The following is a 25,287-nucleotide window of genomic DNA, read 5'->3' on the forward strand; positions in this document are numbered from 1 at the left end:
GCACGTGCCGCTGTCGCAAGCGCTGGATTGGTCGGTTGCTGGTGGACAGTCGGCGCCCGGGGGCGCCTCGGTCGGGGTCAGTTGCTGTTGGACAGGCGCCGGAAGCTGCCGGCGCGGGTTGTCGCCCAGCCGGCGAGCAGCACGGTGGTCAGTGCCCACAGGCCGGCGCTGTCCGCCTGCAGCAGCACCGGCAGCCGCGCGGTGGCCAGGCTGGGCAGCACGACGGCGAGCGTCCAGGAGGCGGCCAGGCCGACGGCGGCACGGCGCACGCCGACCAGGGTGCCGAGCAGGAGGGTGGCGACGGTGAACGCCAGGCAGGGCAGCAGCATCAGCGCCAGCGAGGCGCCGGTCCCGGCACCGACGGCGGCGAGCGCCGGGATGACCAGGACCAGGGCGGCCACGGTGCGCCGCAGCACCATCGTCAGCCCGGCGGCCGGGGTGCCCGCGATGAGCTCCCAGCACGGATCGGTACGCCGGCTCCAGGCGGCGGCCACCCCGGGCAGCGGTGCCACCGGGGCGAGCAGCAGCACCAGCGATGGCAAGCCGGTCTCCAGGATCGTGAGCAGCGCCGCGCAGCCGAGGACCGCGCCCGTCATGACCAGCCACGGCAGCAGGACCACCGTCATCCACCGATACCGCAGCTGCCGGGCGCGGCCGGCCGGGACGGGGCCGGCGGAGATCTCCCGGTCCAGCCCGGTCGCCACCCGGTCGATCAGGGCTCGGCTCTGCGGGGTCGTGCTGCCGGCCAGCCGGGCGCGACAGTCGGCGCAGTCCTCGAGGTGGACCTCGACCGACCACACGGTGGCCTCATCGAGCCCAGGGTCGGCGGTGGCGTACCGGTCGATCACCGTAAGGGTGGGATGGCGGGTCACGACAGGGCCTCCCGCAGGGCGATCCGGGCACGGCGTATCCGCGACTTGACGGTGTTCTCCGGTACGCCCAGTAGCACGGACGTCTCCCGGACGGTGAGCCCGTCCAGGACGGTGGAGCGAAGCACCTGCCGCACCTCCAGGGGCAAAACGAGCAGCGCCTGTTCGAGTTCCTGGCCGACGCGGGCGGCCATCACCTCGTCCTCGGCCGCCGGGACCGTGCTCTCCGCCAGTGTCACCGGGGGTGTCCGCGCCTGTCGGGCCCGCCGGCGGAAGGCGTCCACGAGACGGTGCGCGGCGATGGTCCACAGCCAACCCACGGTGCTGCCCCGGGCGTCGGTGCCGGCGAAGCCGCCCGCGGCCCGCCACACCGCCAGGTACGTCTCCTGCAGCACATCGGCGACCACGTCGGGGTCGGCGCACCGGCGCCGCAGCCGAACCTCGAGCCACGGAGCGGTACGCCGGTACAACTCGTCGAACGCCTGCCGGTCCCCGCGGGCAACGCGGCGTACGAGGTCTTCCTCGTCAGTCGCGTCCAGGTGTCGTTTCACACCCGGTAAGACGACCTCCCCCGTCGGATCGGTGCGGGACAGGGTGTGACCCGCGTCACGACCGCCTCCCACCTCCCCGCCGACGTCACCCGCCTCGCCACCACTCTCGGTTCGCCACCCACGACGCGGCCAAGGCTGGGAGGAGGTGTGCCGCCAGGCCGCAGCCAACATCCGCACCTGATGGATCAAGCAACGCCGGTACCGGGCGCCCCACGGTTACCGACTCCCTGGCCCTACCAATCGCGTCCACAGGCGAGCGCTGTCCGGACCGCTCGCGGGCACCGTACGCCGATCAGCGGCGTCGCGATCACTCAGCCCGCGCCATGAACAGCCACTACGCCCGCACACCCGCACGAGCCATGATCGAAGTCCTCGACTGGAGTGCCGCCTCACCCCAGCCCGGCGTCAACCAGCGCGCGTTGGGCGATACGGGCTCCCACCGGGTCGGGAGCGTATCCGGCGGTGCTGGATCTCGAACTGCGGATCCCGGGGCAGCAGATTCTCACCTCGAACGAGCGCACCAGCACCCAGACCCTGCCCGTGGCCACGGAGGCACCGGCTCCTCGCGAAGCCGAGTAGTCGGGCATCACCGACGGTGACGCATGCCTCTTCGAGCATCTCACGACGCAGCGTTCTCGAAGAGGGTCTCGGAACCCCACGGGGCGGCCGGCCGGGAAACCCCAGTGTCTGGCGTCGTGACTGATCAGCACCAGGTGGCCGTCGCCGGTGACGCAGACACCGGCCCGCACCGTGCGACATCCCCGGCGGTGGCTCGGCGCCCGCATGCCAGGTCACGACCCAGTCCTGACCGTTCGAACTGTGGGCGCACCGTCCGCCCCACGTCACACGTTACGGCCGGGTGGCGGTCAGGAGGCGGCTGGTCGGATTCTCGGCGCACTGCCGGGCCCGTTCGAGGTCCTCGGGCGCGACAGACTCCGCCACCGCCACCGCATGCCAGGTGAACCCGGTGAAACCGGCCGACTCGAGGACGCTCACGATGCTTTCGCTGGGCCAGTGGTGGACCCAGACATCGGTGGGCGGCGTCGTCAGCACCGAGACGCGGAAGCGTTCGCCCTCCCGCGGATTGTCCGGACGGTGGGTGCGGAAGCCACTGGCCTCCTCCGACCGCGCGCTGGATTCCGCATTGGCCAACAACGCCACGAGCCGGCCGCCCGGAGCGAGGTTGGCGAACATCCGCTGCGCCAGGTGGGCCATGCTCTCCCGACTGTCGGCGTAGTGCAGCACGTGGACGGCGGTCACCACGTCGAAGGCTTCCAGCGCCGGCATCGTCACCATGTCCTGGACGAGGTACTCGATACCGAGCGGCTCGCGGGCCTCGATCGTCTGGGCGAGCTTGATCATGCCCTCGGACTGGTCAATTCCGACCACCCGCCGGGCGCCCTGCCGCATGATCATGCGGGTGAACGTGCCTTCCCCGCAGCCGACATCCAACACCTGCTTGCCCGTCAGGGGCCCGAGGGCCCGCCGGAACGACGGGAACTCTAGATTCTCCCGAACGAAGCGGATGACGCTCTCCACCTCGTCGAAACTCCTGGCGATGTCGTCGTACTGGTCGGACACGTGCGCTCCTCCCCACCGGCGGCGCATTACAGCCAAAACTTCGTCGCGTATCCTGCGGGCATTCACCTGCGTGAAACCATACGGTCGATGATGCTATCACTCAACCGTCACGGCTCGCTGGCCCACCGCTCGAAGAGCGCTCAAAAACGCAGGTTGGAACCCCATTTTTGCCGATTGGACGCATCACAGCCGTCCCGGAAAATACGTGGGCTCCCGCCCCAGAGTCGACCTTGACGAATACCTCCTCACGGCAATACGGTATCGACCGTTGCGACTGTCGGGAGCCGGAAGGCGAGGGAACGGTGGCGAATCTCAAGCTATGGGAAACCAGCGTCGGCCTCCTCTTCGACCGCAGGGCCGAAGTGGGAAAGCCGATGATCTTCCGCCCCAGCCGACCGTTGGACATCGATCCAGCGAGACAGGAAGTCCTCGATCTGGAGGCGATTGCCAAGATCGTGCGCAAGACTGCCGGGGCGCTGTACGCGGCGGGACTTCGTTCCGGCGACCGGTTCGTCGTCTACAAGGACAACCACTTCGACTGCCTGCTGCTCGCCTCCGCCGGAATCAGGATCGGCGCGATCCCGGTCATGGTGTCGGGTCTGCTGCCACCCGATCCGACGCAGGCGCTGCTCCAGCGGGTCGAGCCGAAACTGCTGGTGAGCAACCAACGGCTCCTGGCGGGCAAGGGCAGCGACGGCGCCTCGCCCGCCGCGTTCGCGGAGCAGAGCGTCTCCCTCGACGGGGGCGATTCCAACGCACTGCCCTTCGCCGAGCTCTACGGGGCCACGGATCCGTCGCCCACCCCGCGTGCCGACGACGAGCTGATGATGCTCACACACACGTCCGGCACCACCGGCGTACCGAAGCTCATCATGTATACGCCGGCCAAGCTGCAGCGCCAGATGGCTCGGCTGGAATGCCGCCACCTACCGCCCATCACGTTCACGCGCGACGACGTCGTGGCGATGTTCACGCCTTACGTGCATGCTCGCGCATTTACCTGGATCTACTCGACACTCACATTGTCCCCCACCAAAGTCCTGGTGATGAGCGACAGTGACCCCGAGATTGTGGGTCCGATGTTTGAGCAGCATCGGCCCACCGTGATCGAGGCGCTGCCAATCGATTACTTCCGGCTCGAGAAACTCGCCAAGGAGCCGGGCCGAAAGGCGTTCTCCTCGGTTCGCATGTTCATCAGCAACTTCGACGGGGTGCGTTGGTCCACAATCCGTCCCTTCCTGAACGCCTCGCGGCATCCCTTCCCTCTTTGGCGAGAGGGGTACGGGCAGTCGGAGACCGGCGGGATGGGAATGACGTTCGTGAGTCGGCGCACGGCCAACAAGCGGCGCGAGGAGCTTCCCGGGCCGCGGCGGGTGGGCCGGCCCATGCCCGGCTTCGTCACCCTGAAGGTGGTCGATCCGAAGACCTTCCGGCCGGTGCCCAACGGTGAGCCAGGGCTGGTGCTCGCCCGCACGAAGGCCCGCTGCGTCGGCTACTACAAGGAACCCGAGCGTTGGAACGAGAAGGTTGTGGGCGAGTGGTGGAACACCGGTGACATCGGCATCAAGACCAGGACGGGAGCGCTGATGCTCATCGACCGGGAGGTCAACCACGTCCCGGGAAGCAGCAACCTCGAACAGGAGGACGTGCTCGTCGATCGCCTGCCAGGCGGGCACGACGTGGCGCTGCTACCGGTGACCGGCGGGCCGCCGGTGCCGATCGTTGCCACACCAGACGGCACGCTGGACAAAGATCTGTGGCAGCAGGTGATTCGCGGTCGTCCCCCGATGGCCGAACCAATCGTGATCGATGCCGGGGACATGCCCCGCACCGGTACCGGGAAGATCATCCGGGAGGAACTGCGCCGGCGGTACCTCGACGAGGCCGAGCATCCTGGAAGCGGCCGGTGGACCTGATGGCGGGGCACGGGAGAACAGCCCAGGACAACGAAACCCGGACGCTTCAACAGGGGGCCTTTGTCGTCGAACCACTCACCGACGTCAGCCGGGTGATCTGGGAGCAGCGCAAGCACGTGGTGTGCGGGGTGAGCCCCGGCAACAGCTACTTCCAGGTGCCGCGGCTGGCCAGCCTCCTCGGCTGGCTCCGCGCCGAGTTCGAGCGGGTGGACGTGATCATCCCGGACTCGGCCCTGCACCACACGTACCTCGCCCTCGGCTACGAGCCGCAGCGAGCGGTTCGCAAGGCGCGCGGCGAGACAAACGTGTTGTACAACCGGGTGGTCCGGGCTTGGAAGACCCACGGTGGGCCCCGGGAACTCGACGGCCTCCAGCGCATGTCGGACCTGGTATCCAACGAGGTCTACCGCGAAAGGTTCGTGGAGTGCGAGCAGGCTTTGAAGGAGGACCGCGCCCTGTGGGAGACGTGCCAGGAGATGAGTGAGGAGGTGCTCGCCACCCGGGGGTATGACGGCCCTCCCGACACCGCACGCATCGAGCGGGCCATGCAGTATCTCCTCGCCGAACTTCCGTTCTTTCTGGCCTCGGCCGACATCTTCGGCGCCCCGTCGTCGCTGAACTTCTACCACCAGCGACTCGCGCTGGCGGAGCTCATCTTCTCCGGCGGTTCTGTACTCGAGCCGTCGCCGCGTCAGGGGTACGCCACCATCTACCCCGCTGCGTGAGGCCCCTGTCTGCCTCAGACAGGGGCCTCACCACACCCCCGTCGGCGTGGAGGACGTGATCGCCCAGTACCCGCCGCCGACCGGTGGCCTGCCCCCGGTCGGCGGCGCGTTTGTCCAGGAGGGCATCGACCGCCGACCTGGTGGCGGCCCGTCCGGACGCCCCGCAGTGCGTGCCGGCGGTGCGGCGAGGTGCACCGCCGGCTGGTCGACGAGGTGCTGCCACACGAGGCAGCCGAGGCCATGCGGAGGCAGCCGGCTGATGGATGAGATCGGTGGCCACCCGGCGCGGCACCCGGACGGCCGGCTGCGCCCTGAGACGGCACCGGACCTGCTGGCCGCGCAGTACGGCTAACGCCGTGCTCTGCCTGCGCCACCGAGGAAGCGAAGGGTTCTTTTCCCTCAGCCCCGCCGACACTGCGCCCCGCTGACCATCCCCGACGCGCCGATCGGACAGCGCGCTACCGGGGATGGTCAGCGTCACGGTGTCGTCAGGACGAACCGGCGCACCGTCACCGCTCCGCCCAGTGACCCGGTGGCGTAGTTGAAGATGCCGAACCGGTATCCCATGAAGAACTGCCAGGCGTTGTTGAGGGTCAGCGCGTTGCCCAGCGGAACGAACGTGACCCCGTCGGTGCTGTACGAGAACGTTGCCTGCCGGCCTGAGCCGGGTCGGATGTCGGCGTTGGCCCGCAACCAGATCCGCCCGCCGGACACCGGAGCGCTGGCGATCTCGGTCCCGGTACTGCTGGTGTCCCAGTTGGTGTTCATGGCCAGGCCGTTGGTCATGACCACGCGCGTGGCGCCGTTGTCCCGTCTGATGCCGATCCATGCCGACCTGTCGCGCAGCATCGCGAGCCCGGCCCGGTCACCGTCACGCATCGTGGAGTAGTCCAACTCGATGGTTCCGGTCGAGGTCGGGCCCTGGATCCGATGGGTGAGCGTGTTGCGGGCCCGGTAGAGGTCGTTGGTCACCGACGCGGTCTGCAGGCGCAGCCCGTTGTCCACCGACCACCGGCTGTTGTCCGGGTTGTGGTTCCACTCGTACTGGACGCCGAGGGTGGTCCCGTCGAAGGTGTCGGTGCCGGTGAGGGGCTTCACCGGACGCAGCGGCAGGGGGTTGGGGTAGTTGACGCCCCAGGAGCCGTTGACCGCCTGCACCTGCGGCCAGCCGTCACTGGTCCAGGTGATCGGCGCCAGCGTCGGCATCCGTCCGCCCGGGTAGGCGTCGGTGAAGGCCATGTAGTACCAGGCGCCGTTCGTGGTCTGCACCAGTCCGCCCTGGTGCGGCACGCCGCCGCCGGGGATCGGGCCGGGCATGTTGAGCAGCACCTGCCGCTGTTCGTAGGGGCCGAACGGGCCGTTGGTCGACTTGAGCACGTACTGGCCGTTCGCCGGTCGGGTGAGCCAGATGTAGTACGCACCGTTGCGCTTGTAGAAACGGGCCCCCTCGAGGGTGCCGATGGTCGACGGCGTCTGGTAGACCTGCTGGGCCCGCACCTGGGAGCGTCCGTCGGCGGACAGCTGGGCCACGCTGATCGTGCCGTTGCCGTACGCGATGTACATGGTGTCGTTGTCGTCGATCAACATCCCGGCGTCGTAGTAGCAGTTCGGGATGGTGGCGTGCCGGTTCCAGGTGCCGTCGACGGCGGACGCGGTGTAGATGTGCGTCTGGGCGAAGTCGATGCAGCCAGCCCAGTAGAAGGTCCGGTTGCTCGGTCGGTAGTTCAGCGTCGAGGCCCAGATGCCGTCGACGTACGCCTGGCTGCCGTTGGCCATGTCGTACTTCGAGCCGAAGTCCAGCCGGGGTACGGAGTGCCCGGCGAACTCCCAGTTCACCAGGTCCCACGAGCGCAGCACCGGGGCACCCGGCGAGTAGTGCATGGTGGAGGCGGACATGTAGTAGACGTCGCCGACCCGGATGATGTCGACGTCGGCGAAGTCCTGCCAGACGACCGGGTTGGTGAAGGTGCCACCGGGGGTGCCGCTGTCGTCGACCCGGACGAGTTGCCACTGCTGGTGGGTGCCGTTGAAGTCGTCGTACTGCACGATGTTGCCGCCGTCGGAGGTCGAGGCGCCCTGCACCTCGATGGCCTTGTTGGAGTTGCGGTTGATCAGTCGTACGTGGCCGTCAGTCGAGTCGGCGAGGCGGAACTGCTGGTTGGCGCCATTGTGGTCGGTCCACTGCACAATGGCCGCGCTGTTGGCGGTGGAGAAGTTGTAGACGTCGAGCACCTTGCCCGAGTGCCGGGACTTGAGCCGGTAGTAGCCGCCACCGGAGTCGACAAACTGCCACTGCTGCCAGTTGCCGCCGTGTCGCGACCACTGGGTGATCCGCGCACCGTCGTTCGTGGCCATGTTGTAGACATCCAACGCCTTGCCGCTGTTGCGGTTCACCAACACGTACCACGCGTTGGGGTCCACCGTCGCCGCAGAAGCCGGCGACGGCGCGACGCCCACCAGGGCACCAGCCACCACCACCGTCACCACCGCCGCGACGACCCGCGACAACCACCCACGCCGACGCGGCGCGGCCAGCGAAAGCCCACCGATGGCAACCATGATCCTCCTCGGATTGACAGGCACTGAAGGGCTTGCGGGCCGTCGTTACGGCTTCCGGGCCAACTGGCCTGCGACTCCACCAGCGAATGTGACCGCTAACAAACACGTCCTCCGCCCATGCGGCTTGTGCTGTCCGCATGAGCTACGGGGAACGGCCGTGAGCCCTGTCCGCCGCGTATGCCGACCGTTCCATCCATCGACTGTGAGCGATAACAGGTGGTTAGTCAAGACGCAACACACAGCGCCGGTCCAGACTCGACAGCCATTTACATAGATGGATGGTAGCTGATAAGATGTATGACGTCTTACCGCCGCACCCTGCGCGACACCAGGAACGGCACGGACCAGGCGTGACGGCCACCCCCGCCGGCCTCGACCCGGCGTCGGTCCCGCGATGTTCGTATCTCGGTGCCGGCAGCCGGAGTACCGGTGCCGGTCACCCTCGACCGAGGAGGATCACGTGCGCAAGCCGAGGAAATGGCTGACGTCTGTCCTGGGTGTCCTGGCGGTGACGCTCGCGACGACAGTTGGCGGCGGCGTTGTCGCGCCCCGCACGGCCCAGGCATTGGAGAACGGTGTGGCCCGCACTCCACCGATGGGTTGGAACACCTGGAACACGTTCGGCTGCAACATCAACGAGACGCTCATCCGCCAGATGGCCGACGCGATCGTCAACCACGGCCTGCGCGACCTCGGCTACAAGTACGTCGTGGTCGACGACTGCTGGTTCAACCCGGACCGGGACGCGCAGGGCAACCTCCAGGCCCATCCACAACGATTCCCGAGTGGAATGAAGGCTCTGGGCGACTATCTGCACTCCCGGGGTCTGCTGTTCGGCATCTACCAGGCCCCGCTGGACAAGACCTGCGCTCAGTACTTCAACGCCTTCCCCGGCGCCACCGGCAGCCTCGGTCACGAGTACCAGGACGCCCGGCAGTTTGCCGCCTGGGGTGTGGACTACCTGAAGTACGACTGGTGCTCCCCCACCGGGACCATCAACGACCAGGTGGCGAGGTTCGGCCTCATGCGCGACGCGCTGGCGGCCACCGGCCGGCCGATCGTCTACAGCATCAACCCGAACAGCATCCACGAGAAGACCGGGCCGCAGCGCAACTGGAGCGACGTGGCGAACCTCTGGCGGACCACCGAGGACATCACCAACAAGTGGGACACCGGCCAGACCAACGGCTACCCGATGGGCATCCAGAACATCGTCAACGTCAACGTGCCGCTGGCCGGGTACGCCGCCCCGGGCGGGTTCAACGACCCGGACATGATGGAGGTCGGCAGAGGCGGTATGACCGACACCGAGATGCGCAGCCACTTCGCGCTCTGGGCGATCATGGCGGCCCCCCTCATGATGGGCAACGACCTGCGCTCGGCCGACGCGGCGACGCTGACGATCCTGAGGAACGAGCACCTCATCGCCATCAACCAGGACACCCTCGGCCGTCAGGCCGTCCAGGTGTCCCACGACGGCACCCGGCGGGTCCTGGCCAAGCGGCTGGCCAACGGCGACGTCGCGGTGGCCCTGTTCAACCAGGGCGCCTCCACCACAACCGTCTCCACCACCGCGGCGGCGATCGGCAAGACCGGCACCTCGTTCACCCTTCGGGACGTGTGGACCAACGGCACCGTCACCACCACCGGGGCCATCTCCGCGAGCGTCCCGGCGCACGGCACGGTGGTGTACCGGGTCAGCGGCGGCACCACCACCGAACCACCGACCCCCACCACCTTCCGACTGCGCAGCGAGTCGGCCGGGCGGTGCCTCGACGTCGACAACTCCTCCACCGCCAACGGCACCGCGGCCCTGATCTGGGACTGCCACGGCGGCACCAACCAACAGATCAGCCAGCAGGGCCAGACGCTGCGGATCCTCGGCAAGTGCCTGGACCTGCCGACGAACGCGGTCAACGGCACACGGGTGCAGATCTGGGACTGCCACGGCGGCACCAACCAGCAGTGGACGTTCAACGGCAACGGCACGATCAGCAACGGCCGCTCCCCGTCCCTGTGCCTGGACGTCAACAACGGCGGCACCGCGAACGGCACCGCAGTGATCGTCTGGGGCTGCCACGGCAACGCGAACCAGCGATGGAACCGGGCGTGACCCGCAGGTGCCCGCCGAGCGGTTAGACCTGCCGTCCGAGGACGCCGGTTTGCCCGCCGGCCCCACGCCACCGACGACGTACCGCTGCACACCCTGGGGGAAGCCTTGACGTTGACAGCTGCACACCGGGGCGGCGCGAAGTTCAGGCGCGCCGTCGCCGCACTCGCCGGCCTGCTCTGCGCCGTCGCCCTGCTGCCTGGCACAGGGCGGGCCGACAACCCCATCGTCCAGCACATCTACACCGCCGACCCGGCGCCGCTGGTACACAACGGCAGGGTGTACCTCTACACCGGACACGACGAGGACGGCTCGACGTACTTCACCATGCGTGAGTGGCGGGTTTTTTCCTCCGCCGACATGGTCAACTGGACCGATCACGGTGTGCCCATGAGCCTGGCGACCTTCGCCTGGGCGGACGCCGACGCGTGGGCCGGGCATGTCGTTCCCCGCAACGGGAAGTTCTACTGGTACGTGCCGGTACGCCAACGGTCGAACAAACAGATGGTCATCGGGGTTGGCGTCGCGGACAGCCCCACCGGCCCGTTCCGCGACGCGCTCGGCCGCCCACTGGTCGGTAACGGCGAGATCGATCCGCACGCCTTCATCGACGACGACGGGCAGGCATACCTGTACTGGGGCAACCCGAACCTGTGGTACGTGCGGCTGAACCCCGACATGATCTCGTTCTCCGGCGGCCCGACCCGGATACCGCTCACCACCGCCGGATTCGGCACCCGCACCGGCAACCCCAGCCGCCCGACCCTCTACGAAGAAGGACCGTGGGTCTTCAAGCGCAACGGGCTCTACTACAACGTGTTCGCGGCGGAGTGCTGCTCCGAGTTTATCGGGTACTCGACCGCGCCCGGCCCGACCGGGCCGTGGACCTACCGGGGAACGATCATGCCTCGGCAGGGCAGCAGCTTCACCAACCACGCCGGAATCATCGACTTCAACGGCGCCTCGTACTTCTTCTACCACAACGGGGCGTTGCCCGGCGGTGGTGGCTACACCCGATCCGTCGCGGTGGAAAGGTTCACCTACAACGCCAACGGCACCTTTCCCACCATCAACATGACCACCGCAGGGGCTCCCCAGGTCGGCGTGCTCAATCCGTACGCGCGCCAGGAGGCCGAGACGATCGCCTGGGGATCCGGCATCGAGACGGAGCCGTCCAGTGCGGGCGGCATGAACGTCGGCTGGATCGAGAACGGGGACTACATCAAGGTCAAGGGCGTCGCCTTCGGCGCCGGTGCCACGTCCTTCTCAGCGCGGGTCGCCTCCGCCACCAGCGGCGGCCGGGTCGAGGTGCGGCTCGACAGCCCTGGCGGGCCGGTCGTCGGCACCTGCGCCGTCGGGAGCACCGGCGGCTGGCAGAACTGGACGACCACCACCTGCGGGGTGAGCGGAGCCACCGGTACGCGAGACATGTACCTGCGCTTCGCCGGCGGCAGCGGCTACCTGTTCAACGTCGACTGGTGGCAGTTCGGCGGCGGCACCGCGCCGACGTCGTAGGGGATGAGCAACCGCACCAGTGGCCAGCACCGTTACCTGGTCGCCACGCTCACCGCCGTCACGACCGGCCTGCACCCATCCTCGACGAGACGGTCAGCGTTCGCAGGTTGCGGCAGGTTGCGGTGTCGGGCAGTCCAGACACGCGATCTGCCGCACGCGGAGTGGATCATGCAGGGCCGGTCTGCTCCGGCCCGGCCCGTCCCGGGCACCTGCCCCGGCGGGCCGCTGTCCACATCGGCGGGTGCGTCGGTCAGCCGTGCGGTACGCCGCTGCGGTCCCCGAGTTCGGCCGTGAGCTGTTCCTCGGTGAGAGCCTCGACCTCCAGGTAGATCTCCGCGGTGGCCGTCAGGACCGCCGGGTCGGCAGCCCGGCGCAGCAGTGCGTCCGCGAGTCGGGCGACGGTCAGCGAGCCGAGCACGTCGTGCACGCGCACGTCGTCGGTGTCGAGGGCCGCGCGCAGCCGCGCCGTGATGGCCGTGGCGAGCACGGAATCGCCGCCGAGCTGGAAGTAGTCGTCGTGCAGGCCGACCGGGCCCGACTGCAGGGCCTGTGCCCAGACGTGGGCGACGAGCTGCTGCAGGGGTGTCTCGGGGAGTACCCGGGCCCCGTCAACCGGACGCGCCTCGGCGAGGGCCGTGAGCGCCTTGCGGTCGACCTTCCCGTTCGGGGTCAGCGGCAGCTCCGACGTGACGACCAGAGGGTCGGGCACCATGTGCGGCGGCAGCCGGAGGGCGGCATGCGCGGCCAGGTCCACGGCGCTGACGTCGGAAGTGACCGCGACGGCGGCCAGGCGCGGCGCGCCCGAACCGCGCAGGACGAAGGCGATCGCCTGCCGGACGCCGGGATGGTCGGAGAGGGCCGCTTCGACCTCGCCCAACTCGATCCGGAAACCGCGGATCTTCACCTGGTCGTCGGCGCGGCCGAGGAACTCGATCGTGCCGTCGGGCCAGTACCGGGCGCGGTCGCCGGTCCGGTACCAGCGCACGCCCCCGACGGTGACGAACCGGTCGGCCGTGCGGTCCTCGTCGGCGCGGTACCCGTCGGCGACACCGGCACCGCCGATCCACAGCTCGCCGGGGACCCAGTCCGGGCAGTCGCGGCCCTGCGGGTCGACCACCCGGCACTGGACGTTGCGCAGCGGGGTGCCGTACGGCACGCTCGTCCACCCCTCCGGCACCAGGCCGCCGTGGACCTCCTGGACCGTGGAGTGGATCGCCGTCTCGGTCGTACCGCCCAGGGCGAGGAACCGGCAGCCGGGCACCTGGGCGTGCAGGCGCCGGGGCAGGTCGGTGCCCACCCAGTCACCGCCGAGCAGCACCGCGCGCAGGCTGCCGCCCAGCGGCTCGGTGCGGCCCGCGGTGAGCAGCATGTCGAGCAGGCTCGGCACACAGTTGAGTACCGTCACGGCGCGGTCGCGGACGAGAGTGGCCCAGGCCGTGGCGTCGCGGCGGGTCGCCTCGTCCACCACGACGACGGCACCGCCGACGGACAGCGGCGCGAACAGGTCGAAGACCGACAGGTCGAAGTCCAGCGCGGACAGGGCGAGGGTGCGGTCGTCGGCGCCCAGGCCGAGCCGCTGCACCAGGTCGTCGACGGTGTTGGCGGCGGCCCGGTGGGACACCTCGACGCCTTTCGGCTCACCGGTGGAACCGGAGGTGAACAGCACGTACGCCACGTCGGTCGGATCGGCCAGGACGGGGGCGGGAGCGGGGTGATCGGCGGCGACCGCCGAGGCGTACCCGATCTCGTCGTCGCCGGCGGGGGCCTCGGCGACGACGACGGTGACGCCGGCCCGCTGGCGGATGCGGTGTACCCGTGCCGCCGGCTGGTCCCTCCCGATCGGCACGTAGTGGGCGCCGGCCGCCAGCACGCCGAGCACGGCGACGACCTGCTCCGGGCCCTTGGGCAGCCGGACGGCCACGGCGTCACCGGGCCGGACGCCCCGGTCGGTCAGGGTGCGGGCGAGGCGCAGGGCGGCGTCGGCCAGCTGGCCGTACGTGAGGACGGTGCCGGCTGCGCCGACGACCGCCGGCCGTCCCGGCTCGCGGCCGGCGCGGGCGAAGAAGGCGTGGTGCAGTGGGTGTTCCGGCACCGGCCCGGCGGTGGCGTTGACCTGTTCGCGCACCGATCGGCACGCGGCCGGGCGCAGATCGCCCACCGGCTCATCCCAGGCCGTTCCGTCCGCGACGCGGCCGAGCAGGTCACCGAACGCGGCGAACATCGCGTCGGCGACGCCGTCGGGCAGCGCGTCGGCGCGGACGTCCCAGTTGACGAGCAGGCCGCCGTGCAGCTCGGTCACCTGGGCGTCGAGCACGACCTGCGGGCCCTGGGAGATGATGTGGACCGGTTCGCCGAGGACACCTTCGACCTCCGCGCCGAACAACTCGCCGAGGTCGAGCGCGCTGGTGAAGACGACGGGGGCGAGCACCTGCGTGCCGTGCTCGCGGGAGAGGTCGCGCAGCACGTCCAGGCCGGGGTACGAGGAGTGCGCGACCGCGTCGTGCATCGACTGCTGCACGTCCTGGGCGCGCTCGGCGAACTCGACGGGTTGGGAGACGTCCACCGGCAGCAGCACCGAGCTGGTGAAGTCGCCGACGAGGCGCTCCACGTCGGGATGGATCGGCTGACGGTCGAACATCGGGACGTTGAGCAGGAAGCGCGGTACGCCGCTCCACGCCCCGAGCACCTCGGCGAAGACCGTGGCGACGGCAACGGCGGGGGTGACGGCGTGGCGGCGCGCCTGGCGTACCAGGCCCGCGCGGGTCCTGGGGTCGAGCCACCGGTGCAGCCGGACGACCCGGTGCGGGTCGCTCCTGCGGTTGTCGGGTCGCGCCGGCAACTCGGGGGCGCCCGGCAGGTCGGCGAGCCGCTCCTGCCACCACCGCACGTCCGCGGGTCGCGGCGGTTCGGTGCGCCGGTCGGCGAGGTACTGCGCGTACTGGTAGTCGAGGGCCGGCAGCGGCTGCTCGGGGTGTTCGTAGAGCCGCACCAGGTCGGCGAGGAGCATCCGGTAGCTGCGCGCGTCGGCGGCGAGCATGTCGATGTCGACGTGGACCCGGGTGCGGCCCTCGGGCAGCAGGGTGACCCGTACGTCGAGCATCCGGCCCTGGTCCACCGGCAGGAGCTGGTGGGACATCCTCTCGCGCAGGGCGGCGGTGGCCGCGGCGACCTCGTCCGGGGCGGCGTCGCGCAGGTCGAGGACGGGCACCTCGGTGCCGTGCCGCCACGGCTCGACGACCTGCCGGCCGTCGTCCAGGATGCGGGCACGCAGCATGTGGTGATGCCCGGCGAGCGTGGCGAGGGCGACGCCGAGCCGGGCCGGGTCGACGCCGTGCCCGTCAAACTCGGTGTAGAGGTGCGCCGCGACCGCGCCGAGCTGCTGGGTCGCCTCGCGCCCCACCCAGTACGCGTGCTGCATCGGCGCGAGGGGGAACGGTTCCCCCTCGGTGACGGTGGCCGGACCCGGACGTTCGGTCGCGGTGGGTCGGCCGGGTGGCGTGGCGGTCGCGAGCAGCGCCGACCAGGCGCCGAGGGTGGGGGTGGCGATGAGGTCGGCGAAGCTCACCCGTACGCCGCGCTGGCGGAGCAGGCCCGCGATGCGCATCAGCTTGAGCGAGTCGAGACCGAGCGCGATGAGGTGGTCGTCGTCGGCCGGGGGAATGTCCCCGCCGAGCAGCTCGAACACCAGTCGCCGCAGGTCATCCACAGTGGACATCGCCAACCCTCCGTCATGGTGCGGGAAGCTCCGCCGCCGGCCACCACCGGCCAATGGTTAGGTTAACCTAACCTACTGTCCGAGGATGTTCCTCGGGTCCCCCTCACCTGCCGTGCCGTTAAGGAGAAGCAGCGATGCGCGTACCGGACGACCTGGTCGCCCCTCTACCCTCCGGCCTGACACCGTGGCCCCGGGAGCTGTCCGAACGCTACGTCGAACGCGGCTACTGGGACGGGCGTACCCTGGGCCGGTTGCTGCGGGACTGGACGGCGGCGCACGGCCGCCGGCTCGCCCTGGTCGCCGGCGAGCAGCGGCTGACGTACCGGCAGCTCGACGAGCGGGCCGACCGGATGGCCGCGGGCCTCGCCGACCTCGGCATCCGCGCGGGTGACCGGGTCCTCGTCCAGCTGCCCAACACCGGATCCTTCCCGCCGCTGCTGTTCGCCCTGGCGCGGATCGGTGCCATCGCGGTGCTGACGTTGCCGGCGCACCGGTTCACGGAGATCTCCCACCTCGCGAAACTCTCCGGTGCGGTCGCCTACGTCATCGCCGACGAGGTCGCCGGGTTCGACTACCGACAGCTGGCCGGTCAGGTGACCGCGCACGCGCCGGAGCTGCGCCACGTGCTCGTCGACGGTGACCCGGGGCCGTACCCGGCGCTGGCGTCGATCGACGCCCCGCCGCGCGAGTTCGCCGAACCGGACCCGGCCGACATCGCCCTGCTGCTGGTCTCGGGCGGGACGACGGGTGTGCCGAAGTTGATTCCGCGTACCCACAACGACTACGGCTACAACGCCCGGGCCAGCGCCGAGGTGTGCGAGCTGGACCGCGACACGGTCTACCTGGCCTGCCTGCCGATCGCCCACAACTTTCCGCTCGCCTGCCCCGGCATGCTGGGCACGTTCTCGGTCGGAGGCACGGTGGTGCTCTCCCCCTCTCCCGCGCCCGACGACGCGTTCCCGCTCATCGAGGCCGAGGGCGTCACCCACACCGCCCTCGTCCCACCTCTGATCCCGTTGTGGATCGAGACCGCGGCCTGGGATCCGGCGGACCTGTCGACGTTGGAGATCCTGCAGGCCGGCGGGTCGAAGCTGTCCGCGGAGCTGGCGCGGCGCATTCCCGACGCGCTCGGCTGCCGGGTCCAACAGGTGTTCGGGATGGCGGAAGGGCTGCTGAACTACACCCGCGGCGACGACGACGAGGACATCGTGACGAGCACCCAGGGCCGGCCGATGTGCCCGGACGACGAGCTGCGCGTCGTCGACGCCGACGGAGCGGACGTGGCCGCGGGCGAGGTGGGCGAGCTGCTGGTGCGTGGCCCGTACACGCTGCGCGGGTACTACCGGGCACCCGAGGTCAACGCGACGGCGTTCACGCCGGACGGGTACTACACCACCGGAGACCTGGTCCGGGCACTGCCGTCCGGTCATCTCGTGGTCGAGGGCCGGGTCAAGGACACCATCGACCGCAACGGTGAGAGCGTCTCGGGCGAGGAGATCGAGAGCCACCTGCACGCCCACCCGCTCATCGACCGGTGCGCCGCGGTGGGCGTGCCCGACGGCGCCGAAGGGCAGCTGATCTGCGTGGCGCTGCGGCCGCCCGCCGGAGCCGCCCCGCCGCAACTGGCGGACGTGCGCGCGTTCCTGCTGGAGCGTGGCGTGGCCGCGTTCAAACTGCCGGACCTGCTGGCCGTCGTCGACGACCTGCCGTTGACCGCCATCGGCAAGATCGACAAGCGGGCGCTGGCGGCGGCCGTCGCGCCGTGACGCCGCCGCGCGCCTTCTGACGCCCCGCCGTCGCGAGCCTCGCGACGGCGGGGCGTCGGTCATCCCTGCGCGATCAGGCTGGCCGGGCGCAGATCCGTCCAGTGCGTCTGCACGTACTCGAGACAGCCCTGGCGGGAGTCCTCGCCGTGCACGACGGACCAGCCCGCCGGCACGGCGGCGAAGGCGGGCCAGAGCGAGTGCTGGTTCTCGGCGTTGGCCAGCACCAGGTAGCGGGCGTCGTCGTCCTCGAACGGGTTCGTGGCAGCCATCGGTACTCCTTCGGTGAGGGCGGGTGGGGATCAGCCGGGATGGACGGCGGTGGCCAGACCGGCGGTGGCCGCGCGGCGCTGCACCAGCGAGTCGCAGATCTCGCCGGAGCGGACCGCGAGGGTCGACAGCAGGGACGCCGTCAGGCCGTGGCTGTGCTCGGTACCGGCGCCCTGGACGTAGAGGCCGGCCCGGATCCAGTCGGAGGTCAGCACCCGGTGATCCCGGCCGATCCGCGGGCGCCCGAGCACGTCGGTGGTGCACTCGTCGGCGAGCGCTCCCAGCAGCTCCCGCCAGTCCACGGGGGCATAGCCGGTGGCCAGCACCACGGCATCCGAGTCGAGCGGGTACCGCTTCCCCGTGGTCAGCGAGCGGAGCACGCACCGCACCCCGTCGGCGGACTCGTCGACGGACTCCAGGGCGGTGGTGTTCAGGATCCGCAGCCGCTGCACACCCGCCACCTTCTCCTGGTACACGATCCGGTAGAGCTGCTCGATCAGCTCGCCGTCCACCACCGAGTAGTTGGTGTTGGCGTGGTAACTCAACAGCGTCTGCTTCACGTCCTCCGGCGCGGTGTAGAAGTCGTCCACGGCGGCCGGGTCGAAGATCCGGTTCGCGAACGGGCTGTCGTCGGCCGGGCTGTAGCCGTACCGGGCGAAGACCGCGCACACCTCCGCGTCCGGGAAGGTGCGGTGCAGGTACTCGGCCGTCTCGGCGGCGGACTGCCCGGCTCCCACGACGATGAACCGCCGGTGCCGGCGCTGTCTGAGCTCACGCGTTCGGAAGAGCAGATCACGGTTGTGCCACACCCGTGGTCCCGCGGTGACGCCGGCGGGCATCCGGGGCCGCAGGCCGGTGCTGACCACCACGTTGCGGGCACGTAGCACCCGCTGCCGGCCGTCGGCGCGCGACACCACCACGTCGAGGTGGTCGACCGGCCCGACCCCGGTGGCCGCCGGGCGGATGGCGACGGCCGTCTCGCCGTAGGCCACCATGTCGTCCACGGCGGCGGCGCACCAGCGTAGGTAGTCGTGGAACTCGATGCGGGTCGGGAAGAAGCTCTTCTGGTTGATGAAGTCCGGCAGTCGCCCCTGCTCGTGCAGGTAACGCAGGAACGTGAACCGGCTGCCGGGGTCGCGCATGGTCACGAGGTCCTTGAGGAAGGACACCTGCATCGTCGCGCCCTCCAGGAGCATCCCGGAGTGCCAGCCGAACTGCGACTGCTGTTCGACGAACGCGGCACGTACCGCGTCGGTGTGCGGCCGCCGCGCGTTGTGCTCGTGGATGGCGACGGCGAGCGCCAGGTTCGCGGGGCCGAATCCCACGCCCACCACGTCGTCGACGTGCTCTGCCGGAGAGCCTGAGTCCCGTGCTGACATGCCGGTCCTACCCCTTCCTGTGTGCGTGCATGAACATCGGCTGCAGACCGTGGCCGCGCAGCGGCTCGACGGCGGCGTGCAGTACGGCGGACCGCTGGTCGAGCAGGTAGAAATGGCCGCCCGGGAAGGAGCGGACCCCGGCGAACCGGTCGGTCACCTCGGCCCAGCGGGCGGCGTCGTGGCCCGGCGTCGCCTGGTCCTGCTCGCCCCGCAGGACGTGCACCGCGGTCCGCAGGCGGCTGCCCGTCTCGTCCGGCCGATACGGTTCGAGGACGGCCAGGTCGGCACGGAAGGCGTCGACGACCAGCTGGCGCAGCTCCGGGTCGTCGAACAGCTGCGCCGGCGTGCCGCCGAGGTCACGCAGGTACACCGCGAGCCGGTCGTTGTCGTACGCCGTGAGAGACGACCGTCGCTCCCGCAGTCGGGCGGGGCTGGCGCAGCCCGACACGACCAGGCCCGCCAGCGAGCCACCCGCCGCCTCGACCCGCCGGCCGACCTCGTAGGCGACGGCGGCGCCCATGCTGTGCCCGAACAGGGCGGTCGGGCGATCCCCCAGCGGGCGCAGCGCCTGGGCGACGGCATCGGCCAGGGACTCCAGGTCGGTCGCCGGTGGCTCGGCGCTGCGCTGCTCACGGCCGGGCAGCGTGACGGCGAGGACCTCCACCCCGGCAGGCGCGGTCCGCGCCCAGTCGAGGTAGAACGACGGCAGGCTACCGGCCGGAGTGAAGCAGACCAGCCGGCCCGTCGCGTCGGGCTTGGGTACGTACCGGCGGAACCAGCGCGCCCAGTCGTCGGTCAGCAGCATCGATCGCTTCCTCTCGCAGGGTTTCCGCGCCCCGCCACGGCTGGCGGGGCGCGTCCGACGTCACGGCACGACGGTGGCGTCGGCCTTCGCGATGGCGGCGGTGGTGTCGGTCAGGACCTTCGTGAACCGCTGGTACGTGAACGGCGTCTGGGTCTGCCAGTCGATGACCTGGTTGGCCTTGACGGCGGGGCTGTTCTGCCAGGCGGGGTACGTGGCCAACTGCGTCGCGTCCAGGCCGCCTTCGGGGCGGGCGTCCTCCATGATGAGGTCGGCCTGGTAGCGGCCGGCCTCCTCCCAGCTGAGCGACTCGAAACCGGCCTCGGGCTTCGCCGGCTTGACGAACTGCACCCCGAGCTGCTGCAGGAACTTCACGTCGCCGTGGAACTCGGGGTCCGCGACGAAGAAGTTCTCCTTGGTGCCCGAGACAACCTCCACCGACAGTCCGGGCTTCGCCGCCACCGCGGTCCTCAGGGCGTTGGCCGCGGCCTCGAATCCGGTCTTGGCCCGCTGGATGGCCGGACTGTTCGGATCCGCGCCCAGGGCCGCGGACAGCTCACCGAAACGCTTGACAGCGTCCGGGACCGCGACGCCCATCAGCTGGATGACCGCGATCGGGGCGACCTTCTCCACCTTCGCCCGCACCTCGTCGGGGATGTACCAGAGCATCGGACCGTAGGCCACGGTGACGATCAGGTCGGGCTTGAGGGCGATCAACTTCTCCAACTGGAACTCGCCGAACGCGGTACCGACCGACTCGACGCCGGTGAGGTCGAGGTTGCCGATCTGCGGGCTCGGCTTGCCGTCGGAGGTTCTCTGCGGGCCGAACACACCGACCGGCTTGATGCCGAAGTCGTACAGGGCGGCCGCCGGGTGGGACTGCGCCACGATCCGGGTCGGACGCTTCGGCAGGTCGATCTTCGTACCGCGGTCGTCGGTGAAGCTCCACGGCCCGTCGGAACTCGCGGACCCCGCGCCGGCCGTGGACGGGGCCGGGTTACCGGTGGCGCAGGCACCCAGCAGGACCGTCATGGCGACAGCGGCACCCACGGCGAGCAGCTTCTGCCCGACCCGGACGGGATGACCGATCATTGACATGGTGCGTGTTTCCTTTCAGCAGGCGCCGCGGGGCGTTCCGCCCGGCGGCGTCGGTAGGTCATCGAGGATCAGTGGGCCGCGGGGACGCTGTGGTGACGGCCGTACGGGACGACATGCGGCCCACCGCTGACCGGGTCGTCGACGACGACGCACGCGAGACCGAAGACGTCCTCGACGAGCTGTCGGGTGATGACCTCACGCGGAGGTCCGGCCGCGACGACCCGGCCGCCGAGCATGGCGATGACGTGGTGGGCGTAGCGCGCGGCATGGTTCAGGTCGTGCAGGACGAGCACGACGGTGCGGCCCTGTGCCCGGTTCAGGTCGGCGATGAGGTCGAGGATCTCGATCTGATGGGCGAGATCGAGGTGGTTGGTGGGTTCGTCCAGCAGCAGCACACCGGTGTCCTGGGCCAGCGCCATGGCGATCCAGGCACGCTGACGCTGCCCCCCGGACAGCTCGTCGACGCTGCGCTGCGCCTCGGCGAGCAGACCGGTCGCGGTCAGCGCGTCCCGTACGGCGCGCTCGTCGGCGGCGGACCACTGCCGCCACCACGACTGGTGCGGGCTGCGGCCGCGACGGACCAGGTCCAGTACGGTGATGCCGTCCGGCGCGGCCGGGTCCTGCGGCAACACACCGAGCAGCCGGGCAAGCTCCTTACCGCGCAGCGTGTCGATCGACCGGCCGTCGAGCTGCACGGTGCCGGCCGCCGGGCGCAGCAGCCTGGCCAGGCCCCGCAGCAAGGTGGACTTGCCGCAGGCGTTGGCCCCGACGATGGCGGTCACCCGGCCGGGCGGGATCGTCACGTCCAGGCCGTCCACCACTCGTCGGCCGGGATACCCGAGGGTGAGTCCCTCAGCGGTGAGCCCGTGCGCCAGCACATCCATGTCAGCCTCCTACACCGGAACGGTTCGCACGGCCCAGCAGCCACAGCAGGACAGGTGCGCCGAGTACGCCCGTCACCACGCCGACGGGTAATTCGACGCCGGGCAGCGCCTCCCGGGCGAGCACGTCACCGAGAAGCACCACCGCGGACCCGACCAGGCCGGACGAGACCAGCGCGGGGCCGGGTGCCCCGACGAGCCGTACGGCGATCTGCGGACTGATCAGGGCGACGAAGGCCACCGGGCCGGCGGCGGCGGTGCCGATCGAGGCGAGCGCGGCGGCCACCGCCAGCAGGGCGACCCGGGCCCGGTGAACGGGAAGGCCGAGGGCCTGGGCGGGGGTGTCGCCGAGCTGCAGGCCGGACAGCCACGGTGCGAGCACCGCGACGGCGGGCGCGAGGACAGCGAGGCCGACCACGAGCGGGCCGACGTGCTCCCAGCCACGGGCGTTGAGGCTGCCGGTCAGCCACATCAGGGCCTGCTGCGCCTGGTACACCCCGGCCCTCAGCAACAGGTAGGTGGTGACGCTGCCGCACAGGGCGGCGACGCCGATGCCCACCAGGACGATCCGGAAGCCGCTGGTGCCGCCGTGATACGCCAGCAGGTAGATCAGCAGGGCCGATCCCAGCCCGCCGAGCAACGCCACCGTCTGCAGGCCGAGCCCGGCGCCGGCGCCGATGAGCAGTCCCGCCGTGGCGGCGGTGCCGGCACCGGCGGACACGCCGATCACGTCGGGACTGGCGAGCGGGTTGCGGGTGAGTGACTGGAAGACCGCCCCGGAGACGCCGAACGCGGCGCCGACGAGCAGGCCGACCAGTGCCCGAGGCAGGCGCAGGTCGTGTACCACCAGGCCGGTCACGTCGTCACCGCCGGTCACCAGGGCCGCCGCCACATCCGACAGCGGTAGGTCCAGCTCGCCGACGGCGACGGCGAGCAGGAAAGCCGCGGCGACCACCGCCGCGAGCAGCAGGCTCACCACCATGGCGCGGGGGCGCACCAGCCAGCATGCCCGGGTGCCCGGCAGACGGATCACGACCCCCGGGGCAAGAGCCCTGGCGTTCTCTGCGGCAGACACGGTCACAGCTCCCGGAGTCCGCGGCGGCGGACCAGCGCGACGAAGAACGGCGCACCCAGCGCCGTCACGACGATCCCCACGGGTAGTTCGTCGGGCCGGGCGACCAGCCGGCCGGCGATGTCGGCGGCAAGCAGCAGGCACGGCCCGAGCAGCGCCGAGTACCACAGGATCCATCGGTGGTCCGGGCCCGTGAAGGCACGCACGACGTGGGGTACGAGCAGGCCGACGAAGGCGATGGGTCCACACAGCGCCACGGCGGCACCGGCGAGGAGGGTCACCGCGGCGGCACCGCGCAACCGGGCGAGGCCCACGCGCTGCCCGAGACCGCGGGCGACGTCCTCGCCGAGCGCCAGGGTGTTGAGCGCGGGCGCGGTGGTGGCGGCGAGCACGGCGCCGGCCGCGAAGAAGGGCAGGACGGGCCCGAGCATCGTGGCGGGCTGGCCGGTAAGGGCTCCCACCGCCCAGAACCGGAAATCGCCGAGAGCCGCGGCATCGACGAGCAGGGCTGCGTTGACCAGCGACTGCAGCAACGCGGAGACGGCGGCACCGGCGAGGGCCAGCTTGGCCGGTGTGGCGCCACCGCCGCCGGCCGAGCCGAGCAAGTACACGAGAGCCGTCGCGGCGAGGGCACCGGCGAAGCCGAACCACACGTAGCTGTAGACCGACGCGATGCCGAGCACAGTGGTCGTGACGACGATACCGATGGAGGCACCGGCGGTGACGCCGAGGATTCCTGGATCGGCGAGCGGGTTGCGGGTCAGCCCCTGCATCAGTGCGCCGGCGATCGCCAGCGCCGCCCCGGCCAGCAACCCGAACAGCGTCCGCGGCACCCGCATCTGGTGGACGATGGCGGCCACTTCCGATCCGTCTGGGTGCAGGAGCAGGGTGAGGACCTGATCGGGGGGGATCCATCGGGTGCCGAGCGCCACGGACGCCAGGCAGAGCACCAGCAGAAGGGCCAGGCAGCTCAGCGTGGCCCACGCGTGCGACCGGACGGCAGGCGACGCCGACCGGCGGGGCACGACGCTCGTCGCCTCGATAGTCACCGAGGTAGGATAGCCTCACCTAACTAGGATTGGACAGTCGCGGTCCTCACGTCGTCGCACGGCGGTTCCGCGACGTCCCGACCGGCCTTCGGTCCGGCGCCGACCGCCCGGTGCCGCCACAGCTGCGGGTAGCACCATCCCACCAGGACGGTGGCCCCGACGCAGAGCGCCCCACCGAGAGCGACGGCTGCCGACGGGCCGGTCAGCCCTGCCGCCAGCCCGAGCAGTACGCCGCCGAGCGCGGGTGCGGTCATCGCCTGCGCGAGCCAGAGACTGCCGACCCGCCCCTGCAGGTGCGCGGAGGTGTGTTGCATGAGAAGGGTGCGACGCAGGATCTCCGAGATGGTGTCCGCGGCACCGGCCAGGGCCAGGAAGGCGAGGCCGAGGCCGAGCACCGGGCTGGCACCGAAGCCGATCGTCACCAGTCCGTAGGCACCGACCACGCCGAGCAGGACCCGTCCGGGCCGGCGCAACCGTCCCGTCCAGCCCGACAGCAGGGAGGCGACGGCGGCGCCGGCGGCAGGAGCGGCGGTGAGCAGGCCGACCGCGCTCGGGCCGGCGGCGAAGACGCGCTCCGCGAACTGCGGAAACAGTGCCGCCGGGGTCGCGAACAGCGCACCACAGAGGTCCACCACGAGCACAGCGGCGACGATCCGGCTGCGACGGATGAACGCCAGACCCTCCCGCAGCGCGGGCCACCAGGCGGCACGGCCGGCCGGCGCGACGGACTCCGCGTCGCCGGGCGCCTGCGGCGGTAGCGCGCCCAGCCGGGCCAGCAGCGGAACGGCGCCCGCCGCGCCGAGCGCCGCCAGCGCGTACGTGGTGGCCAGTCCCGGACCGGCGACGAGCGCTCCGCCCACCACCGGACCGGTGATGGCGCCGACGGTGGTCGTGACGGTCACCAGCGCGCCCGTCGCCGGTAGCTGGTCGGCCGGCACGAGGCTCGGCACGACGGCGGTCAACGCACTCTCGGCGCAGCCCTCGGTGAGGCCGAAGAGAGCGCCGAGCAGGTAGATGACCCACAACCGCGGGTGGTCGGCTGCCGCGTTGAGCGCCAGCGCGCCGAACGTCACGACCGCCCAGCCACTGCCGAGCAGGATCAGGGACCGGCGTTCCCGGCCGTCGGCGAGCACCCCGCCGGCGAGCAGACCGACCAGCAGGCCCGCGCCGAGCACCAGACTGACCATCGCCACCTGGAACGACGAACCGGTCAGCGCGTAGACCTGCACGACGACGGCGACGGACGTGAGTCCGATGCTGAGCAGTCCCAGCAGCCGGGCGGCGAGCACCCAGGCCAGCCGCGAACCGCCCCGCAGCGGACGCAGATCCAAGCCGAACTCACGGACGCGCACGCGCCACCTCCACCCGTCGCTATGGCAAGATTAGGCTAACCTAAGTTAGGGTCCCTCCGGTTGACCCGGCGCAATCGGAG

18 protein-coding genes are annotated in these 25,287 nt (G+C 70.7%); 5 read left to right on the forward strand and 13 right to left on the reverse strand.

Annotated elements, in window-relative coordinates; translation table 11 throughout:
- Window positions 1-77: 77 nt before the first annotated feature.
- The 3 genes from E1166_RS00345 to E1166_RS00355 all read right to left on the reverse strand — a co-directional run bounded on the left by E1166_RS00345 (window position 78) and on the right by E1166_RS00355 (window position 3,067).
- Complete coding sequence (locus E1166_RS00345) at window positions 78-872, reverse strand: hypothetical protein (protein WP_132334648.1); 795 nt, start codon at window positions 870-872, stop codon at window positions 78-80.
- Window positions 869-1,420 (reverse strand): sigma-70 family RNA polymerase sigma factor, encoded by a 552-nt coding sequence (locus tag E1166_RS00350; protein ID WP_132334650.1) that lies wholly within the window; start codon window positions 1,418-1,420, stop codon window positions 869-871. The genes E1166_RS00345 and E1166_RS00350 overlap by 4 nt, the downstream gene beginning before the upstream one ends.
- An 849-nt stretch (window positions 1,421-2,269) precedes the next feature.
- A complete protein-coding gene (locus E1166_RS00355; protein ID WP_132334652.1) occupies window positions 2,270-3,067 on the reverse strand; it encodes a class I SAM-dependent methyltransferase in 798 nt (265 codons plus the stop codon).
- Between the two features lie 236 nt (window positions 3,068-3,303).
- Here E1166_RS00355 and E1166_RS00360 point away from each other — a divergent pair, with 236 nt between their 5' ends.
- Together E1166_RS00360 and E1166_RS00365 are read left to right on the forward strand one after the other, a co-directional pair.
- Entirely contained in the window at window positions 3,304-4,917 is a 1,614-nt protein-coding gene (locus E1166_RS00360) for a class I adenylate-forming enzyme family protein (protein WP_207913849.1), read from the forward strand.
- Window positions 4,917-5,642 (forward strand): tRNA-dependent cyclodipeptide synthase, encoded by a 726-nt coding sequence (locus E1166_RS00365; RefSeq protein ID WP_132334748.1) that lies wholly within the window; start codon window positions 4,917-4,919, stop codon window positions 5,640-5,642. The genes E1166_RS00360 and E1166_RS00365 overlap by 1 nt, the downstream gene beginning before the upstream one ends.
- Before the next feature lie 477 nt (window positions 5,643-6,119).
- On the opposite strand, the gene E1166_RS00370 is transcribed toward E1166_RS00365, so the two are convergent.
- Entirely contained in the window at window positions 6,120-8,201 is a 2,082-nt protein-coding gene (locus E1166_RS00370; RefSeq protein ID WP_132334654.1) for an RICIN domain-containing protein, read from the reverse strand.
- A gap of 595 nt (window positions 8,202-8,796) precedes the next feature.
- Between E1166_RS00370 and E1166_RS00375 the strand changes: the two genes are divergently transcribed.
- A complete protein-coding gene (locus tag E1166_RS00375) occupies window positions 8,797-10,314 on the forward strand; it encodes an RICIN domain-containing protein (RefSeq protein WP_243710054.1) in 1,518 nt (505 codons plus the stop codon).
- A 105-nt stretch (window positions 10,315-10,419) separates the two neighbouring features.
- Window positions 10,420-11,826 (forward strand): glycoside hydrolase family 43 protein, encoded by a 1,407-nt coding sequence (locus tag E1166_RS00380; RefSeq protein WP_243710042.1) that lies wholly within the window; start codon window positions 10,420-10,422, stop codon window positions 11,824-11,826.
- A 250-nt stretch (window positions 11,827-12,076) separates the two neighbouring features.
- Here E1166_RS00380 and E1166_RS00385 read toward each other — a convergent pair whose 3' ends face one another.
- The gene (locus tag E1166_RS00385; protein WP_132334660.1) at window positions 12,077-15,541 is read right to left on the reverse strand and encodes a non-ribosomal peptide synthetase; all 3,465 of its coding nucleotides are present in this window, start codon (window positions 15,539-15,541) and stop codon (window positions 12,077-12,079) included.
- A gap of 134 nt (window positions 15,542-15,675) precedes the next feature.
- On the opposite strand from E1166_RS00385, the gene E1166_RS00390 reads away from it, so the two are divergent.
- Window positions 15,676-17,307, forward strand: coding sequence for an AMP-binding protein (locus E1166_RS00390; RefSeq protein ID WP_132334662.1), 1,632 nt, complete (start codon window positions 15,676-15,678; stop codon window positions 17,305-17,307).
- A gap of 59 nt (window positions 17,308-17,366) precedes the next feature.
- Here E1166_RS00390 and E1166_RS00395 read toward each other — a convergent pair whose 3' ends face one another.
- The 8 genes from E1166_RS00395 to E1166_RS00430 form a co-directional block, all read right to left on the reverse strand.
- Window positions 17,367-17,576, reverse strand: a complete 210-nt coding sequence (locus E1166_RS00395; RefSeq protein ID WP_132334664.1) for an MbtH family protein — start codon at window positions 17,574-17,576, stop codon at window positions 17,367-17,369.
- Between the two features lie 30 nt (window positions 17,577-17,606).
- Entirely contained in the window at window positions 17,607-18,953 is a 1,347-nt protein-coding gene (locus tag E1166_RS00400) for a lysine N(6)-hydroxylase/L-ornithine N(5)-oxygenase family protein (protein ID WP_132334666.1), read from the reverse strand.
- Window positions 18,954-18,960: 7 nt separating this feature from the next.
- Window positions 18,961-19,758, reverse strand: a complete 798-nt coding sequence (locus E1166_RS00405) for an alpha/beta fold hydrolase (protein ID WP_132334668.1) — start codon at window positions 19,756-19,758, stop codon at window positions 18,961-18,963.
- A 60-nt stretch (window positions 19,759-19,818) separates the two neighbouring features.
- Window positions 19,819-20,853, reverse strand: coding sequence for an ABC transporter substrate-binding protein (locus tag E1166_RS00410; RefSeq protein WP_132334670.1), 1,035 nt, complete (start codon window positions 20,851-20,853; stop codon window positions 19,819-19,821).
- 68 nt (window positions 20,854-20,921) lie between these two features.
- Window positions 20,922-21,737 carry an ABC transporter ATP-binding protein gene (locus E1166_RS00415; RefSeq protein WP_132260719.1) on the reverse strand — a complete coding sequence of 272 codons (816 nt, stop codon included), beginning with the start codon at window positions 21,735-21,737 and terminating at the stop codon, window positions 20,922-20,924.
- Window position 21,738: 1 nt separating this feature from the next.
- A complete protein-coding gene (locus tag E1166_RS00420; protein ID WP_243710043.1) occupies window positions 21,739-22,767 on the reverse strand; it encodes an iron chelate uptake ABC transporter family permease subunit in 1,029 nt (342 codons plus the stop codon).
- A gap of 44 nt (window positions 22,768-22,811) precedes the next feature.
- The gene (locus tag E1166_RS00425; protein ID WP_243710044.1) at window positions 22,812-23,855 is read right to left on the reverse strand and encodes an iron ABC transporter permease; all 1,044 of its coding nucleotides are present in this window, start codon (window positions 23,853-23,855) and stop codon (window positions 22,812-22,814) included.
- Window positions 23,856-23,878: 23 nt separating this feature from the next.
- Entirely contained in the window at window positions 23,879-25,207 is a 1,329-nt protein-coding gene (locus E1166_RS00430) for an MFS transporter (RefSeq protein WP_132334674.1), read from the reverse strand.
- Between the last annotated feature and the right edge of the window lie 80 nt (window positions 25,208-25,287).

The sequence above is a fragment of the Micromonospora sp. KC213 genome (assembly GCF_004348325.1).
Taxonomy (GTDB): domain Bacteria; phylum Actinomycetota; class Actinomycetes; order Mycobacteriales; family Micromonosporaceae; genus Micromonospora.

Excerpts from the sequence above, each read along its gene's own strand:
- E1166_RS00400 (WP_132334666.1), bottom strand. The coding sequence starts at position 18,953 with ATGTCAGCACGGGACTCAGGCTCTCCGGCAGAGCACGTCGACGACGTG.
- E1166_RS00385 (WP_132334660.1), bottom strand. The coding sequence starts at position 15,541 with ATGTCCACTGTGGATGACCTGCGGCGACTGGTGTTCGAGCTGCTCGGC.
- E1166_RS00395 (WP_132334664.1), bottom strand. The coding sequence starts at position 17,576 with ATGGCTGCCACGAACCCGTTCGAGGACGACGACGCCCGCTACCTGGTG.
- E1166_RS00365 (WP_132334748.1), top strand. The coding sequence starts at position 4,917 with ATGGCGGGGCACGGGAGAACAGCCCAGGACAACGAAACCCGGACGCTT.
- E1166_RS00370 (WP_132334654.1), bottom strand. The coding sequence starts at position 8,201 with ATGGTTGCCATCGGTGGGCTTTCGCTGGCCGCGCCGCGTCGGCGTGGG.
- E1166_RS00410 (WP_132334670.1), bottom strand. The coding sequence starts at position 20,853 with ATGTCAATGATCGGTCATCCCGTCCGGGTCGGGCAGAAGCTGCTCGCC.
- E1166_RS00415 (WP_132260719.1), bottom strand. The coding sequence starts at position 21,737 with ATGGATGTGCTGGCGCACGGGCTCACCGCTGAGGGACTCACCCTCGGG.
- E1166_RS00390 (WP_132334662.1), top strand. The coding sequence starts at position 15,676 with ATGCGCGTACCGGACGACCTGGTCGCCCCTCTACCCTCCGGCCTGACA.
- E1166_RS00375 (WP_243710054.1), top strand. The coding sequence starts at position 8,797 with ATGGGTTGGAACACCTGGAACACGTTCGGCTGCAACATCAACGAGACG.
- E1166_RS00405 (WP_132334668.1), bottom strand. The coding sequence starts at position 19,758 with ATGCTGCTGACCGACGACTGGGCGCGCTGGTTCCGCCGGTACGTACCC.